The organism is Paenibacillus sp. FSL W8-0194, from assembly GCF_037969745.1.
Lineage (GTDB): Bacteria > Bacillota > Bacilli > Paenibacillales > Paenibacillaceae > Paenibacillus_AQ > Paenibacillus_AQ cookii.
The window spans coordinates 967,148-985,024 of record NZ_CP150205.1; the positions used below are offsets into that span (position 1 = coordinate 967,148).

Genomic DNA, 17,877 nt, shown 5'->3' on the forward strand with positions numbered 1-17,877 from the left:
TTTTGCCATAAGAGGAGATGCATGATGATTAACTTTCAGGATAAAGTCAGTTTTATTTGGTCTATAGCTGAGGTCTTACGTGGCCCGTACAAACCTGAGGATTATGGAAAGGTCATTTTGCCCTTAGCCGTATTGCGCCGGTTTGATTGCGTACTGGAAAACACCAAAGATGAAGTGCTAAAGAATTTTGAAAAATTCAAAGCCATGAACGAAGACGCGCGTGAACCGATTTTGAACCGCATTGCCAAGCAGAACTTCCATAATACAAGTAAATATAACTTTGCCAACTTGCTAACTGACGCGGATAACATTGCAGATAACTTGCGTGATTATATTAATGGCTTTTCCAAAACAGCCCGGGACATCATGGATCATTTTGATTTCGACCGTCAGATCGAGAAAATGGACCAGAACGACTTGTTGTACCTAACCATTAAACGATTCAGTGAATTGGATTTGCATCCTGAAGTGGTTACTAACGTTGAGATGGGGTACATTTTTGAGGATTTAATCCGCCGCTTCTCGGAACATGCAGAAGCAGGGGATCACTACACCCCTCGTGAAGTAGTACGGCTTATGGTTAGCTTACTTTTCCTTCATGATGACGACATTCTAACCAAACATGGAATAACTCAGACATTATATGACTGTGCTGCGGGTACAGGCGGCATGGGGTCTGTTGCACAAGAATACTTACATGAGCTAAACCCTACAGCTGATCTTGAATTTTTTGCCCAAGAAATTAATGGTGAGTCCTATGCAATCTGTAAAGCAGATATTCTGATTAAAGGCGCCGATGCCAAAAATATTCGCCTAGGTAATACCCTATCAAACGATCAGTTTAAGGGGGAGAGGTTCGACTATCTTATTACGAACCCTCCATACGGTGTAGACTGGAAATCGTACGAGAAACCGATTAAAGCAGAGCATGAGGAGCTTGGTTATAATGGTAGGTTCGGTCCAGGGACTCCGCGTACGAGTGATGGGCAGCTCCTGTTTTTGTTACACTTGATATCCAAAATGAAGCCAGTTACACCGGAAAATCCGCAGGGTTCACGGCTTGCCATTATCATGAACGGTTCTCCTTTATTTACAGGGGATGCAGGTTCAGGCGAAAGTGAGATCCGACGTTATGTGCTTGAGAACGACTTGGTCGAAGGAATTGTAGCAATGCCAAATGACCTATTCTACAACACCGGTATTGCAACTTATATTTGGATTTTGACAAATAATAAGTCTGCTAATCGTAAAGGAAAAGTACAACTGGTAAACGCAGTTGATTTCTCCAGGAAAATGAAAAGAAGCTTGGGAAGTAAGCGGAACGAGATTTCTCAAGAGCAAATTGATGAGATTGTTCGTATGTATGGTGACTTTAAAGAAAGTGAGTATGTCAAAATCTTCGATAATGAAGACTTTGGTTATCACAAGATTACAGTCGAACGCCCGCTTCGTCTGAATTTCGTAATTTCAGAAGAGCGTATTCAGCGAATTCAAGAAGAAAAAGTGTTCCAGAACCTTGCTACATCCAAGAAAAAAGGAGAGAGTGGATTAGCTGAGATCGAAGCGGGCAAGTTGCAACAAGACAAAATAATAGAGACATTACGTAATATGACCAGTGAACAAGTGTATAAAAATCGGGACGAGTTTACCAAGATCCTGAAAGAGGCTTTTAAACAAGCTGATTTAACTGTAGCAGCACCTCTATTAAAAGCTGTTTTGAATGCTCTCTCTGAGAAGGATGAAACGGCGGATATTTGTATGAAAAATAAAACTGAAGCCGAGCCAGATGCTGATTTACGAGATACTGAAAATGTGCCGCTTAAAGAAGATATCAGTAAGTATTTCAAGAGAGAAGTTCTTCCGCATGTACCTGATGCATGGATTGATGAATCGAAGACAAAAGTTGGCTATGAAATTCCATTTACTCGGCACTTTTATAAATATACGGTTCTGCGTAGTTCTAAAGAGCTTATGAATGAAATTAAAGAACTTGAAGCAAGTATTGCAGAGCAGCTGAAGAAGGTGTTGGGATGAGTAATTATCAAAAAGATTGGTATGGTAACACTCCATTATACTGGGAAAATAAAAAACTGAAATATTTTCTTTCTGTTAAAAACGGTAAAGAAATTACTCGGGAATTACCAAACAGCGAAAGTTCTATTGATGTCTATGGCTCTGGTGGAGTATTTAAATGGACCGATAAAGTACTATATAGCGGGGAATCAGTACTTTTTGGTAGGAAGGGGACTATCGGAAAACCGATATTTGTCAATGGTGAGTTTTGGACAGTAGATACCATGTACTATACGGTGTTTGGAAATAAAGCATATCCTAAATATTTCTTCTATTTAATGAAGGTATTTCCCTGGGACGTTATTACTACTCAAACTGCCCTGCCTAGTATAGTAGGGACAGAAGTAGAGAACTTTGAGTGTTCAGTTCCTGTGTATTCTGAGCAGGTTGAAATTGCAACCTATTTAGATATTAAATGTAATGAAATTAACGCATTAATTAGGGCAAAGGAAAAAATGATATTTCTGTTAAAAGAACAGCTTCAGACCATTATTACAGAAGCAGTTACAAAAGGCCTAAACCCAGATGTAAAAATGAAGGATTCAGGTGAGGAATGCATTGGACAGATACCTGAGCATTGGGAAAAAACTCGATTAGACTTTATAGCCAAAGTGAAAGCAAGACTGGGATGGAAAGGACTTAAGGCTGAGGAATATGTTGATAAAGGTTATATTTTCTTAGCTACCCCAAATTTAAAGAATAGATTTATTGACTTCGAACATGTTAATTACATCACAGAAGAACGCTATTTAGAATCGCCAGAAATTATGCTTCAAAAAGGTGATGTATTGTTGGCCAAAGATGGTAGCACATTAGGGATCACAAATGTTGTTAGAGAGCTACCAGCCAAGGCTACTGTAAATAGTTCGATTGCAGTTATAAGACCTAAAGAGGATATTGATAGCGTATATCTTTATTATTATTTATCATCAACCTATATTCAGGATATCATTAATCAAATAAAAGATGGTATGGGTGTACCACATTTGTTCCAAGCTGATATAAAGAAATTCGCTGTTATATTACCCCCGCTTAGTGAACAAAAAGAGATTTCTGAATATTTAGATGAAAAAGTAAAAATCCTTGATTGTTTAATTGATTCTATAATAAGACAAATTCAAAAACTTAAAGAATACCGTCAATCCCTCATCTACGAAGCAGTTACAGGCAAGATCGATGTGCGTGACTTTGAAGTCGTTTCATAATGGAGGGTGATAACATGGCTATTGATGCAACAGAGAAAGGTTTAGAAACCAATATTGAAGAGTCCTTCATAACAAGCGGTTACCGGAAGCGCACACTAGAAGGTGAGGCGAGCCGACTATTCAAGCAGTATGCCATTGATGTAGAACAGCTCTTTATGTTTTTGGAAGACACTCAGAAAAAGTCACTTCAAGCTTTAGAGAAAATATATGGAGCGGATTACAGACAAAAAGTGCTGAACCGAATTTGTGATCAGTTGAAGAGCCAAGGGTTAATTCATTGTTTACGCCACGGGGTTAAAGACCGTGGTGTAACACTAAAGCTGATTTACAATAAGCCTTCTACTACGATGAACCAGCTCATGAATGAGTTATATCGCAAAAATAGATTTGCTGTGAGCCGTCAGGTTTACTACAGCGATAAACATAATAACAGTCTGGATATGGTACTGTTCGTGAATGGTTTACCGCTCGTTATTATGGAACTTAAGAATCAGTTTACAGGCCAAACTGTAGAGCATGCGATGAAGCAGTTAAGTAATGATCGGGATCCTCGCGAAACGTTGTTTAAATTCAATGAACGAGTCGTTGTGTATTTTGCGGTAGATCCAGATGAAGTTTATATGACCACCGAGCTGAAAAAGGAAAAAACAAAGTTTTTGCCGTTTAACCGAGGAAATAATGGAGGCAAAGGCAACGCTGTTGTCTATAATAATTACCGAACGTACTACTTATGGGAAGAGATTTTGCAGCCTGACAGTCTGCTCGATATTTTGTTCCGATTTGTATTTGTTAAGAAAGATGAAATTTTAGACTCAAACGGCGAGACCATTGGGGAACGCAAGATGCTTATTTTCCCACGGTTTCATCAATTGGATGTCGTTCGCAAACTTGAAGATGACGTACGTAAGAAATCCGTTGGCCAAAACTATCTAATTCAGCATAGTGCAGGCAGTGGGAAGACGAATTCAATTTCTTGGTTGGCGCACCGGCTTGCCAAGCTGCATGATGAAGATAATCAGGCTGTCTTTAGCAGTGTAATCGTCATCACAGACCGGCGCGTGCTAGATAAACAGCTACAGGATGCGGTTTATCAACTGGAGCATAAGGCTGGAATGGTGGAGCGAATTAATAAAGATTCGAATCAACTTGCCCAAGCTATTAATGGTGAGACACGTATTATAATTACAACCCTTCAGAAGTTTCCGTTTATAATGGAAAAAGTAGCCGATCTTGATCGCAAAAAATACGCAGTCATTATTGATGAAGCTCACTCTTCTCAAGGTGGTAAAGCCTCAACCGCTCTAACGAATATTTTGTCCGACAAAACCTTAGAGGATGCTTATGAAGAAGATCGCATTGCGGAAGAAAACATGGACAACTTGGATGAGCAAATCGTAGAGACGATCATGAAAAGCGGAAAACAAGATAATATTTCCTTCTTTGCTTTTACCGCAACCCCCAAACCCAAAACAATCGAAAAGTTCGGCACGATGGGAACGGATGGTAAGCTACATGCCTTTCATGAGTATACGATGCGTCAAGCTATTGAGGAAGGATTTATTCTAGATGTGCTCAGCAATTACACTACATATAAGACCTTCTATAAAATAGCTAAAAAAGTTGATGACGATCCATTGGTTTCTAAGAAGCAAGCTACGAAGAAGTTAGCCCAATACGTCTCCCTGCACCCTCATAATATTGCACAGAAGACTGAAATTATAGTCGAGCATTACCGCAATTTTATTCGAAAAAAAATTGGTGGTCGAGCTAAAGCGATGGTTGTCACAGCCAGTCGATTGCATGCAGTACGCTATAAAATAGCTTTTGACCAATATATCGACAAAATGGGATATGATGACCTGAAAACTGTCGTTGCCTTTTCCGGTATAGTGAAAGATGGCGAAATCCCTTACTCAGAGCCAGATATGAACGGATTTAGTGAAAAGGAATTACCTGACAAATTTAATTCGGATGAGTACAAAGTGTTACTGGTTGCAGAGAAATATCAGACGGGCTTCGATGAGCCACTACTGCATACGATGTACGTAGACAAGCCGCTGAGCGGGATTAAAGCAGTTCAAACTCTATCACGCTTAAATCGTACTTGCCCAGGGAAAGACGATACGTTCGTTCTTGATTTTGTCAATAACCATGAAGAGATTAAGGCTTCTTTTCAACCGTATTACGAAACCACTGGCTTGGAAGAAGTAACGGACCCCAATATCTTATATGATCTTCAGGCAGAAATTGAACCCTACCAAATCTTTACTGAAGAAGAAGTACAAGCGGTTAATGAACTTGAGATTAAAGGCGGATTCAAGAAATCCACCAAATCTCAGATGCAGTTGAACGCTTGGATTGATAAAGGCGTTGAGCGCTTTAAGCAATTAACCAAGGAAGAAAAGGAAGCGTTTAAAGCGGCGGCTACCAAATATGTAAGAACGTACTCATTTATATTACAGATTGCCACCTTTATTGATGTTGGTCTGCATAAACAATATATCTATCTGAGTTATCTCCTGCGGAAGCTCCCTCGCAGCAATACAGATAAGGATGTGTATTTGGCAGATGACGTGGCACTTCAGTACTACCGCAATCAATTGATAGCAGAGGGAGGCATCGAACTAGAAATAACAGGCGGTGTTGATTTAAAGCCGACCTCTCACGGTACTGGTGGAGCTGCAGAGGATGAGAAGGTGCGCTTATCTTCTGTTCTGGATAAATTAAATGAACGATTTGGTACCGATTTTACAGAAACAGATTTTCTCTCGAGAGAACAAGTGAAAGAAGACATGCTTAATAGCGAAGATATTCAACAAAAGGCAAAAAATAATACGAGAGATAATTTTAAATTCGCATTTGAAAAAACATTCATGAACTTTGTTATTGATCGTATGAATAGTAATGAAAAATTCTTTATGAAGATCCTGGAAAATGATGATTTTAGAAATTTCATTATGGATGATATGATGAATGAGGTTTATGACGAAGTAAATCGATAGGTGTGGTTATATGGTAGGAGACAACCTCATTCCATAAGAGTAAACAATTATTGAGGTTCTTCATTTTAACGGCCATGGTTTATTACCTTGGCCGTTATATTTGTTTTTGGCCTCTTTTCATGTTTTTTACGAATAGAACACATATTCGCTGACAATCTCCGTACACCCCAATAGTGTATCCTATATTTATCTTCTGTAATAAGGAATGGTGATCCTATGACCCAAGTGGAAACGGTCAAGAGACCGGATATGCTCTTTAACTTAATTACAGGAATCCAGAAATGGCAAGGGAATTTCGGTGTAATTCCAGACGAACTGTATACGGGCATGCTCATGTTTGCCCATTTGTCTGCCGAGGGTAATTCCGATCCTCCGGTAGATATTTATCAGTTGATACGAATTCTTCATAGACCCTCACATGAATGGGGGATCCAAGGCCTTCATAACGACTACCCAGAACATTCCCCTCTTCTTGAAGAAACCATCGGTTTAGTTGCCGACACGGACGAGTTTATGAATCGCTATATTTCTCCGCAAGATGCGGAGCAGCAGAACATGTATGACATCTTGAAATACTGCAAGGAGGATGGGAGACAACTGCAGGATGAATATACCGCTATCCGTACATTTCTGTCTGAACCTCAACATGCAGTCATTACAGCCCGTGAACTCAATGAATTCGCTGAAAATTTTCAGGATACTGAACTCAATCATTTGATCAGACATTGTTATCAGGAGATTACGCAAGAGCTGCCCAATTTCCGAAAATGCCCGCATTGCGGCTGGACGATGCAATACAAACATGATCGTTGGCGATGTAACAAGGAAGATATTTGCCACTCGCTTGCGGATATGGAGATTCTAGAGCCATTGGAGTTCGGAAAACAACGGGTTTTCCGTCTTAAGCCGGGTATTCAGCGTTTTGTCCTTTTACCTGGGATCTCTGAACTTCGTTTGGCTAAGCGTTTGAGAAAAAAAGGATACGAGGTTGATCTGTACCCGAACATTGATACATTCGATCTTGCTATCAGGCTAGCAGGCCGGGAATTTTTCCTGGATGTGAAAGATTTTAAAGATCCGCGGACACTAGCCAACTTTTTTAATGAGCAGTCCGCGTCTTATCTTGAAAAATATCAGGATCAGTGCCTCATTGTCGTTCCGAAATATCGAAGTTTGTTGTTCCAAGAGTATAAGAAAAGAGCAGAAAAGTATTTGAATGAGACAGCTAGAAACTACATCCGAATTGTGATGGAAAACGAGGTAGAACAAGTGTTGGAGGATGTATTTTGGTGAGGAAGACATATTGGGAGTTGTCTGAGGAAATTGTCAGAGAGTTTGATTCGTTAAATCTCGGTAAACATGATGTCTCAACATTAATCAATATAGAATTATTCATCACGGGCTGCCAAATGGTTGATCCGAAATTAAAAATCGAGCAAGCATGGTCGCTTTTGGTAGGTTACAACGCCCCCGTTCTACCTGATCTGGCACAGATTGAGATCCTTACCCGTATGCGTATTCTATTTCCCGAACTTCGTCATAAGAAGGTGCTATCTAGACGGTTAGGCAGATACTTCGAATTACACCGCGACTACCGGTTATATAACATCACGGAAGAAGGAACAGTTATACAAATATCGCCAAAATTCAGAACGGATCGTTTAGCCGTCTATAATCGGATTCTAAAGCAATACATCCCCAGAAAGCCAAGCACCAAGACGTTTGCCAGTGCAGGCAAATTTAGTTACAAGCGCAGAATTCGTGGCGGTGATCCCATTACTTATTATGGCCGTATTCCCGATAGTTTGTTGGAAGATCCTCCAAATCCCTTTCCTGCATATCGACCTAAAACAATACGTTCACTGCCGTTGCCTTACAATGGGACTGGCATAGCTGAGGAAATGGATGGCTGTCAGAACGAGAGTACGATGTGGCAGGATCGAGCCAAAACGGTCATCTTGGAATCGGTAAAAGGTAAGAAACAGGAACTGATCTATAAAGGGAACATTCATATTGGTGGCGGACTAGGTGCGGGGAAATCGACTTTTATGATTTTGGAAACTTTCCGATTGGTAAAGAAGACAGGGGCCAAGGTTGGGTTTATCGAAGGTAGTGTGGCCCAAGTATTGGAACGGGTTAAAGAGCTGCGGCGTCTTGGCGTACATGCAGTCCCTGTCATAGGTAGAACGGGAAGAATTAAGCATCAGCAAAATTATCTCGCCGCCAATATGAATCAAATCCAGAACATTAGTGATTGGCAAAACGAGCAGTACGAATCGCTTAAGCATGTATCCGATGTGTGCCTGATCCAGGCATTAGCCAAGGATTACGAACGTAATAAACCTTATCCATGTTTGCAGTTACAACAGGAAAACCGTAAAGTTGTCTGTCCACTAGCCCATAAATGCGGGGTCTATCGTGATTTGGTGGATTTGCAAAATGCCGAAGTATGGGTGACTACGGCCTCCAGTGTGTTGAAAACACGTATTCCTGAAATCATTGATCCGTATTCCAGAACGATTTTTGAAGCCATGTATGACTTGCTGGATGTCATATTTGTAGATGAGGCGGATCAGGTGCAGAAGCAGTTCGATGAAGCCTTTTTAACGGAGTACAATGTGTTCGGTTCGACTGAGGATATTTTTGAAAAACTCAGATTCGAATCAAGCCAACTCACCAATGGCGAATATGGGCAATATGCCGGAGATTCAGCCATCATTGAGTGGAACGACCGCTTGCGGATGTTGGAACATATGGTCTGGCGGATTTATGCGAAGCTGAATGATTCGGCTACTTTAAGAAATGACCTGCGAAGTAATCTCATTCGGGTAGCGGGTCTGGCCGGAACGCTAAGCGAGAAATTATCCAACGACCCGAAGGAGCAGAAACGGATCTTTAAATGGTTGATGGAGTATGCCTCTGAGCCTTATAAGGACAAGAGATTGTCGGGAATTGCAAGTGATCTTATAGATACAGACAGCCCAGAACGAAAACAGGAATGGATTGAGGAGCTTATCGCCAAGGTAAAAGGGAAAGTAAAACCGCGGGTGAAAAAGAAACTTTTATATGCTCAGTTGGAATTCTTCATTTACCTGTGCCGTGCGGAAGAGAATATTAAATATATTTTGACGGCCTTTCCGATGATTCAAGTGAAATTAGGTCTGTCGATTGATTTTTCGCCGCTTTTTACAATGCAGAAAGATTACGAAGCGTTTATGAAAGAAGCTATGACGGGGATCACGCTGGGTTACAAGTATGATCTGCCTGACGCTGAGAAGTCAGGAAAGTTCAAGTTGATCGAATATACGGCGATTGGAAGATTGCTCTTGAAAGATTGGCACCAATTATATCAAGTAAGTGACGGGAAAGAAGGGCCTGCAGTTGTCTTCCTATCCGGAACAAGCCATGCGCCTAAATCGGCGCATTATGATCTGGAGACTTCTTCAGACTGGCTGCTGAGAGCGGGGCGGCAAACTTCCAAAATTCAGCTTTATTATAAACCTGTCCTTGATATGACCCGTGGAGAATTTTATGCAGTTTCTGGAGTGCTTGATCCGGAACACAAGAGTAACAATCTATCGGGGATGGTCAGACAATTAAAATCCGATGTGAATTATGAACTGGGTTATTGGAAACGGTTAGGAAAGCAGCGTCGAGTCTTGCTGGTGGTCAATTCTTATGATGATGTTGAAACTGTACGGCAAGTATTCTCGGATGATTCCGCTTGGGCAGGCCGATACAAAGCACTTGGCAGGGATTCACAACTTAAGGAGGATGAACTTTCAAGAAGCCTTATTGAAACTTTCCATCTACAATCGGCAGAAGTATTGATAGTCCCCTTGTTATCTGTAGGGAGGGGATATAACATCCTTGATTCGGAAGGTGGAGCCTTGTTTGGCAGTGTCTACTTTTTGGTACGGCCTTATCCGGTGCCGAATGATTTGAATTACTTGGTCCAAATATTGCATGCACTTCTGCCTGAATACATGAAGAGGATTCAAAAACAACGCCTCCATTACGATAACGCCATCAATAAACTGCGCCAGATGAGTAGTGGCAAGCTGGAAAGCATGTACCAAAAGCCCGATTATTGGTCTCTGCTTACTAACGATGAGCGGGAGGTGATGGGCTGGTATACCTTTGTTCCAGTCTGGCAAATGATTGGTCGTTTGCTTCGCGGTGGAAGGGATGCCAGGGTCTTTTTCTGTGATGCCAAGTTTAGCGCTAAACAGGTAGATGAGGGTAAGTCGAAGGGGCTTTCTATGCTGGAAGTATGGCAGACCATCATGCATAAGAACAGAAACGATGTACTATTCCAAAGTTTATATGGGCCGTTTATGGAAGCTATTCAACAGATGGAAATGGAGGATGAGGATATTGAAGAAGACTAGAATGATGCAGCTATTTGAATTGGAAGTCAAGGAGGAAGTCTTTTACGATGAGGTTGTTCATTTGATGTACATGCCGGAAAGCTGGCGAAACTATTTGAAAAATCAGACTTATTCGGAGGAGGGTACATCACACAAAGGGAAAAGTTCGAGTGAGTATAAGCTTGCATTTAAAGTGAAGCCATTAGGCCTAAAACTGCAAAGCATTTTTCCGGAGATTATTAATGTGGCAGTAGATTATAAATTTGTAGAAACGGATTTGCCGTGGATTGTAGCAACAGAGAAAATATCGGAGTCCCTAATCAAAAGATTAACTTTGGGCTGGTTGGCTTCTACCAAGAGATGTACGGTTTCTGAGTTGCCTGAAGATCTGAAGGAGGTCCAATTATCCTGGATTACTACCCGTTTTGGTGAAATAACTACAGATTCAACTCAAAAGTATATTGATAAATATCAATGGTTGCCAGCACTTGCCGCCATTAAGTTTTGTGCTGAACCTCGCAAAGTTGATCTGGGTCAGGGAATTATTAAGGAATTTCAGTTTTATCATACTATTTTTAATGGCAAACATGAGTGTGTTACAGAGCCCTACATGAAGTCAAATAAATACGATCCATTTTCTTATGTTCTTAGGGTGAGTCTGCAAAATCGAGGCGGAGATGCGAACAGAATGTTGCTATCCGTTTCTATGGGAAGACGACGATATGTAAAGGACTCGAAAATAAAGATGGATAAGAAAACTAAGGGGCTTGCATGTTATTTAAAAGACAATCATACCTGTTCAGTACTTGTTTCTGTTCGAAACCCTGAGCTTGATCAACATACAAAGTCTTTTTCGCAGCTTCAATTTGAACGATTCGTGGACAAAGACAAAGGGACCTTTACACGTTGGAAGACTGCGTTGGACAATCTATATTGGGATATATTGTATGGCGAGCGTTTTGAGGCTGATATGTTGCTGACTGAACCTGCTGAGTATCTGGAGGGTAATGGAGAAATTACAGCATGGGTTGTTAATCATAACTCCTTTGAAAATAAAGGTAATTGGGTTAAAGCAGGATTAGGATTATCGGAAAAAAGGGGATTGTTCAATGCTTTCAAAGAGCTTCTTGCTGAATGGAATATCAAACCGCTACCCGCTATTGAAGGAATGCCCAGAAATAAAATGAACAGCCAGCGCCTTCCGATTGTTTGCCATAAGGCTCAAGATATTATTATTGAAGTGTATAGCAGTGAAGAGATGTTTGCAGCGATGAAACAGGCCTATACAACCCCACTAAAATTTATTGATATAGTCCCAAAAGAGGAAAAAGGGGTTGTTATCTTTAAACGCCAAATTTCGGATCATGTTTACGAGCTTCACAGCGACAAAGAGGTCACCGTGGAATTTATTCATCGGGATCCGGAAGGTATTGTGAGCGAGCTGGAAATAGGAACCTATACGGCAGACGTTGCCTACGCCAAATTGGTAGATCAAATAAAAAAGAAATTGGGCACATATTCGAATCAACAAAATAAAAAGACACTTGCATTAATTGAGATCAATGGAAAAGACTCGTGGCGCGATGGGGCGGATCCTAAAACAGCAATAAGAGAAGCTATGAAGCAGTCCGGTCGTTTATCGCAATTTATTGAACCACTGAAGAACAGTAGAGATGATTCTAATGAGATTGTCGTAGAAGGCAATAAAGACACCGGGAGCAATGCGGATACCGGACGTATGGTGAATGCGCTCCTGGACTTACTGAACGACGCTGGTTTTCTAAGTCATAATGTGACCAAACTTGAAGAAAACAAATCGATCCTTTCTTTCAAAGTACTCAAGGCTGATAGGGATTACTTGCCTGTTGTATCTAAAATGGATGGAACAGAGGTTGTGATCAAAATGCTTGGTGTGGATACCTGGATACCGATAGGAGATGCTCCTTTCCATTTGGATCGTGCAAAGATGCTTAAAAAGCCGCAGAAAAACAAAAATCATAGCAGTAATGTTTTTAAAGCGTTTGTCACGCAAGTGATTGAGAATGAGTTGGATCATGACGATAGACCAATTGTAGTCATTATGAATGCAACATTAAGAAATGGATGGTTGGATGTTCTGTTAAACCCTCGCATTCAATATGACGTCGTTCCTTATTTAAATGAACGTTTGGCGAATGAATCCCGAATCAAGTTTATCCGGATCAATACGACGAACCTGGATGTGCCTCAATACCGAATCTTTGATCCGGAAAATGAAGAAACACCTAAAAAGGAAAGTGGAATTTTTAAAGATCCGCTGGGGATCTATTATGGAGTAGGCGGAAGACCAAGTGCCTGGCAAGGTTCACTTGTAACAGATATAAAATACACTAAGCCGTCCAAACTTTTACTACAACAACGAGCAGTTGAATGTATTCCACTAGGTCCGCTGGACGAAAATGAACGCGATGAACTGGCTTATTTGGTCGATCAATTGCGAAGAGTAGGTTTGACCTTCGATACACATACTGTTGATCCGTATCCGATTAAGGTACTGAACATGTTGTCTAAGTATCTTACAGGCAATGAAGAGTTTTTTGACGATGGATTTGATGATGAGGTTGAAGTCGAAGAAGAGGTTGATGAAATTCCTGTTGTTGTAAACTAAATAAAGCAATCAGTGCCCCTCAAAATGAGTGGGCATTTTATTTTACTTAGTCTAAAAGAATAAGCCATGCTTTCTGTGGAAACAAAGTACTAATTCACAACAGCAGTTCAGACTATTAAATGCTCCGAACCTATGTTTGGTGGCATTCCTTCGTCACTACAATTCTTTAAACTATGGATAAATGAGGAATTAATGAAGGGGGAATACCATGAAACAAGGAAAACGTTTAGCGCATTTGGAGATAAAGCGAGTCATTGAGCAGATGGGTCTAACCAGTGAAGAAATCGAATTGTTTTATGTTGAAATGAAAAAGAAAGACGATAAAGAGAAACATAAAAATGATGATAAAATAATGCACCCCAAGCGGTGATATCCCATAAGGGTGGAAACTTGAAGGCTCAATTCGCTTTGTTTTTAGCAGTATAATGTCGAAAATAGCAGATATATCCATGATCTAGTGCTATTATAGAACTAATTGGTAGTCATTATAGGTCCAAAGAACTTTGGGCGGGGGCAGCGATAACTACAACTGCTTTAACGAAAGAAGTGAGTAAAATGAAGAATCAATTAATACACATGCGAGATAAATTAAATAACATAAATAAACGTAATCGCTCTATCCGTCTGTTAAAGATTTATCAAAAGTGGAGTTTTGATCTTGCATCATTAGACAGAATAGAAGATGCAAAAGAAGATGCTGCTTCCATTTTAAAGAAGGTTACTGAGCAAAAAGTAAAGGGAAAAGTTACGATACTCCAGCCATCTTTGGATGATGAAAAATCAATGAGCCTATCCAAAAAACTTACGGATCTTTACCGACAAATTAAGGCGCTGGAAGATGAAACAGGTGTGAATGACCTATATCTAGGTTATCCTTTTTTGTCCGGTGTTCTTCACGATGGAACTTTTATCCAGGCCCCTCTTTTTTTGTTTCCGATCCGTTTGGAGAAAGATAACTCAGTGATGCAAAAGTGGGTCATACAACCTGAAGAAGGGGGCCCACAGCTAAATCGAACTTTGTTTTTAGCATTAAAAAAGTTAAATAAACTTGGTTTCTCGGAAGAAATTTTTGAAGAGGCTGTTTCAGTAGCGAATTCCATGAATATTCCGGATGTTCTAGCCTTTTTAGAACGAAATCAATTAAAGGTTCATTATACTAAAACAGGTCTAAGACGCTTGAAGGAATACAAGTCTGGAGAAGTTCCGGAAATTGCGAACTTGACACTCTTGGAAAACGCAGTTATAGGAGACTTTCCGCAAGGTGGATCAGCCATTGTTCGAGATTACGACGAGTTGATTAATCTTTCCGAAATTCAATCCCTCTCATTGGTGGAAGAGATGATTCGACCTGATGACAATATTTCCCCCGACTCAGGAGTATTAGTAGATTTTTCGGAACCAAATGAGAGAAAGAGTTCTAAAGATGATATCCTGAATCTGCTGCAAACGGACGGTTCTCAGGAGGAGATTTTACGGGAAGCCCGGCATCAAAGAGGTTTAGTCGTACACGGGCCTCCGGGCACAGGGAAGTCTCAAGTCATTGTCAATTTAATAACCGATGCGCTTCATCGTAAAAAGAAGATACTTGTTGTTTGTCAAAAGCGTGCGGCATTAGACGTTGTATATCAACGTATGGACAGTCTTGGTCTTAGTGATCACGTTGCCCTTGTACATGATGAAAAAGTCGATCGGAAATTACTCTATCAAAAGATTACGACTGTGTTAGAACATAGTGAGTTACAGTTTGCAGAGGCGGCAGAGGAGTTAAATTCCGTTTCATCCCGTTTAAACAATCAAGAGCAGCTTTTGAACACGATAGCGAATGCACTTTATGAAAGACAGCCCTGCGGATTCCGATTGTATGAGCTTTACGGGAAGTCGAGACCGATCACGGACTCAAACCAGATTATCTCGTTAAACAGCGTGGCTGACCGATTAACGAGGGAAACTTTAGAGGAACTGGCGGAAGCAGTATATACGTACGGAGAGTGGTACCAGCAGTATGGACGAGAAGCCTATCCGCTACGCTATCGGAGAAGCTTTGCTTCTTATGATATGAAAACAAAATTAGAGGTAATGAGTAAGATCGAGGCATTGATCCAGAAAGCGAAAAAAGCAGTAGACTATATAGAAACTTTAGATATTAAAAGGATTACGCCTGCTTATACATGGCAGGTTCAACACCGATTAAATAAAATATATATGGATCTTGATGATACTCAGAAACGTTCCTTTCAAGGATTGCGTGTTTTTTGGTGGATAACCATTACGGGTAAATCCATTATTAAAGAAATGACTAATGGAGAAAAGTTTAAAGGAACCAATTCAACTGAGTGGATAAAGATAAAGCAAGAACTAAAGATTATGCATGAACTGGGGACTGTGACCAAGGCATTGTCCGACGATCTAGAAGCTTTGAAAACTGTGATTCAAGAAGAACAGGTTAAAAGGCTGCAGGTTCGGATAGCAAACGGAGACATCCCATTAAAAGAGCTAAGTATATTGTTAGAATATTTCTCTCGCGATTTCGAGGATCTAAAATTAATGGATTCGTTCTGGGAACAGGCAAGTACGGATTTAAGAAGTGTTATTTTGGCGCTGCAGGAAAAGGAGCCTAATAAAGAGCAGCCATTGCCGGGGTATTGGGTGGATATCTTTAAAAATTCGGCTTATATTCACTGGATTGATCAGATTGAGACTAAGTATCCAGATGTTAAAAAGATCTCAATGAGTGAGTTTGGAAGAATACGTGAATCATTTGCTAATTTATTGGAAGAAAAGCGGAAAGTGGCGGCAAACTACTTAATTCACGAATTGAAAACTCAAGTACACTCCCTTCGGTATATGCAAGGAAAATCTACGAAAGAGCTAAAACACCAAACAGGTAAAAAGCGAGCGATCTGGCCTCTACGCAAGTTAGTGAATGATTTCGCTGACAATGGGCTTGCGGATATTTTGCCAGTGTGGTTAGCTTCACCGGAGATGGTGTCCTCTATTTTTCCATTAAAAGAAGGAATGTTTGATGTTGTAATATTTGACGAGGCTTCCCAATTAACCGTGGAAAGTAGTATGCCCTCTGTGTACCGTGGCAAGCAGATTGTCATAGCCGGAGATGAAAAGCAGCTTCCACCGTCCAACTTGTTCCGGGCAGGATATGCAGACGAAGATGACGATGAAGAAGCAAAGTATGATACGGATGAGTCTGTCAGCCTGCTCAATTTAGCCAAACGACGGTTTCCGGAAAGAATTTTACAATGGCATTACAGATCTAAATTTGAAGAACTAATCAATTTTTCTAACCATGCATTCTACAATGGCTATGTACAAATTGCGCCAAATGTAACTCCATTTAACGAACCTCCTGCAATTTATTGGAAGAGGGTAGACGGCAGGTGGATAAACCAGTCTAACGAAATAGAGGCGTTGGAAGTTGTTAGAGAGCTTAAAAACACTTTGCAAAAACACCCTGGTAAATCGGTTGGAATCATAACATTTAACTCAAAGCAACAGTCTAAGATTCTTGATGTTATAGATAAGGTTGCAGCGGAAGATGAAGAATTTAGAGTTCTCTACTCAGAGATAATGTCTCGAGATCTGGATGAACGGCTTTTTGTCAAAAACATTGAAAATGTTCAAGGAGACGAACGAGATATTATTATATTTTCCATCGGGTACGCTAAAAATGAAGAAGGAAAAGTATATAACCGCTTTGGTTCACTTAACCAAAAGGGGGGCGAGAACCGTTTAAATGTTGCAGTTACCCGCGCAAAAGAAGGTATTATTGTAGTTTCCAGCATAGAACCAGAGGGTTTGAATGTTTCAAATACCACTGAGCGAGGGCCTAAACTTTTAAAATCTTACCTAAAATATGTGAGAGCTGTATCAGGAGGGAAAATCGAAGATATTCGTTCTGTGATACAAGAGATTAATGAAGTAGTGAACACGCACACAGTGCACCAAGCTCTTCATTTTGATTCCCCGTTTGAGGAACAGGTATATCAGCAACTTCGAAATCTGGGATACGAGATCACTACTCAGGTAGGCATGTCTGGCTATCGAATCGATATGGCTGTCGTCCATCCAAACGATCGTTCCAGATATATTCTTGGTATAGAATGCGATGGGGCAATGTATCACAGCTCTCCGAGTGCTCGAGAAAGAGATGTTTACCGCCAAAGATTTCTGGAATCAAGGGGCTGGGTTATTGAGCGAATTTGGAGCAGGAACTGGTGGAAAAACCCTGTAAATGAAATACAGCGCATTGATCAGCGGATTAAGGAGTTAGTACGCAAGGAAGATGTTAAAGAGAGATTTGAAGTGCTTTAATGATTATCGGAAAATCGCAAAACAAATGATACGGCGTACGATTCATTGCCTGGGGCGGCTTGGCTAGGAATCGTTACGACCAACAGTAACTGCTGTCCGAACAGCTGCAAAATGTTGTTGTGTAGCAGGTTTATGACGTATGGCTAGCATCGGCTGACCCGTTCGCTAGCCATCTGTTATCCATTGCCCAGACCTTATAAAGGAGTGACATCCCGTCAGTGGATACGCTACTTTTCACGCGGTCAACGGAATCT

General features: G+C 40.7%; 8 protein-coding genes. All 8 read left to right on the forward strand.

All coding sequences use genetic code 11. From position 1 onward, the window contains the following. Positions 1–24: 24 nt before the first annotated feature. The 8 genes from MKY58_RS04105 to MKY58_RS04140 all read left to right on the forward strand — a co-directional run bounded on the left by MKY58_RS04105 (position 25) and on the right by MKY58_RS04140 (position 17,623). Complete coding sequence (locus tag MKY58_RS04105; RefSeq protein WP_339325042.1) at positions 25–2,034, forward strand: class I SAM-dependent DNA methyltransferase; 2,010 nt, start codon at positions 25–27, stop codon at positions 2,032–2,034. Then, on the forward strand, positions 2,031–3,278 hold the full coding sequence (locus MKY58_RS04110) for a restriction endonuclease subunit S (protein ID WP_339323582.1): 1,248 nt from the start codon (positions 2,031–2,033) through the stop codon (positions 3,276–3,278). Before MKY58_RS04105 ends, MKY58_RS04110 begins: the two co-directional genes overlap by 4 nt. A gap of 14 nt (positions 3,279–3,292) precedes the next feature. Then, positions 3,293–6,280 (forward strand): type I restriction endonuclease, encoded by a 2,988-nt coding sequence (locus tag MKY58_RS04115; protein WP_339323583.1) that lies wholly within the window; start codon positions 3,293–3,295, stop codon positions 6,278–6,280. Positions 6,281–6,496: 216 nt separating this feature from the next. Further along, positions 6,497–7,573: a hypothetical protein gene (locus tag MKY58_RS04120; RefSeq protein WP_339323584.1), complete on the forward strand. Its 1,077-nt coding sequence runs from the start codon at positions 6,497–6,499 to the stop codon at positions 7,571–7,573. Beyond that, positions 7,570–10,671, forward strand: a complete 3,102-nt coding sequence (locus tag MKY58_RS04125) for a hypothetical protein (protein ID WP_339325043.1) — start codon at positions 7,570–7,572, stop codon at positions 10,669–10,671. The genes MKY58_RS04120 and MKY58_RS04125 overlap by 4 nt, the downstream gene beginning before the upstream one ends. Continuing rightward, entirely contained in the window at positions 10,658–13,297 is a 2,640-nt protein-coding gene (locus MKY58_RS04130; RefSeq protein WP_339323585.1) for a DUF3962 domain-containing protein, read from the forward strand. Before MKY58_RS04125 ends, MKY58_RS04130 begins: the two co-directional genes overlap by 14 nt. A gap of 208 nt (positions 13,298–13,505) precedes the next feature. Further along, entirely contained in the window at positions 13,506–13,667 is a 162-nt protein-coding gene (locus MKY58_RS04135) for a hypothetical protein (protein WP_339323586.1), read from the forward strand. Between the two features lie 185 nt (positions 13,668–13,852). After that, entirely contained in the window at positions 13,853–17,623 is a 3,771-nt protein-coding gene (locus MKY58_RS04140; protein ID WP_339323587.1) for an AAA domain-containing protein, read from the forward strand. Positions 17,624–17,877: the final 254 nt, after the last annotated feature.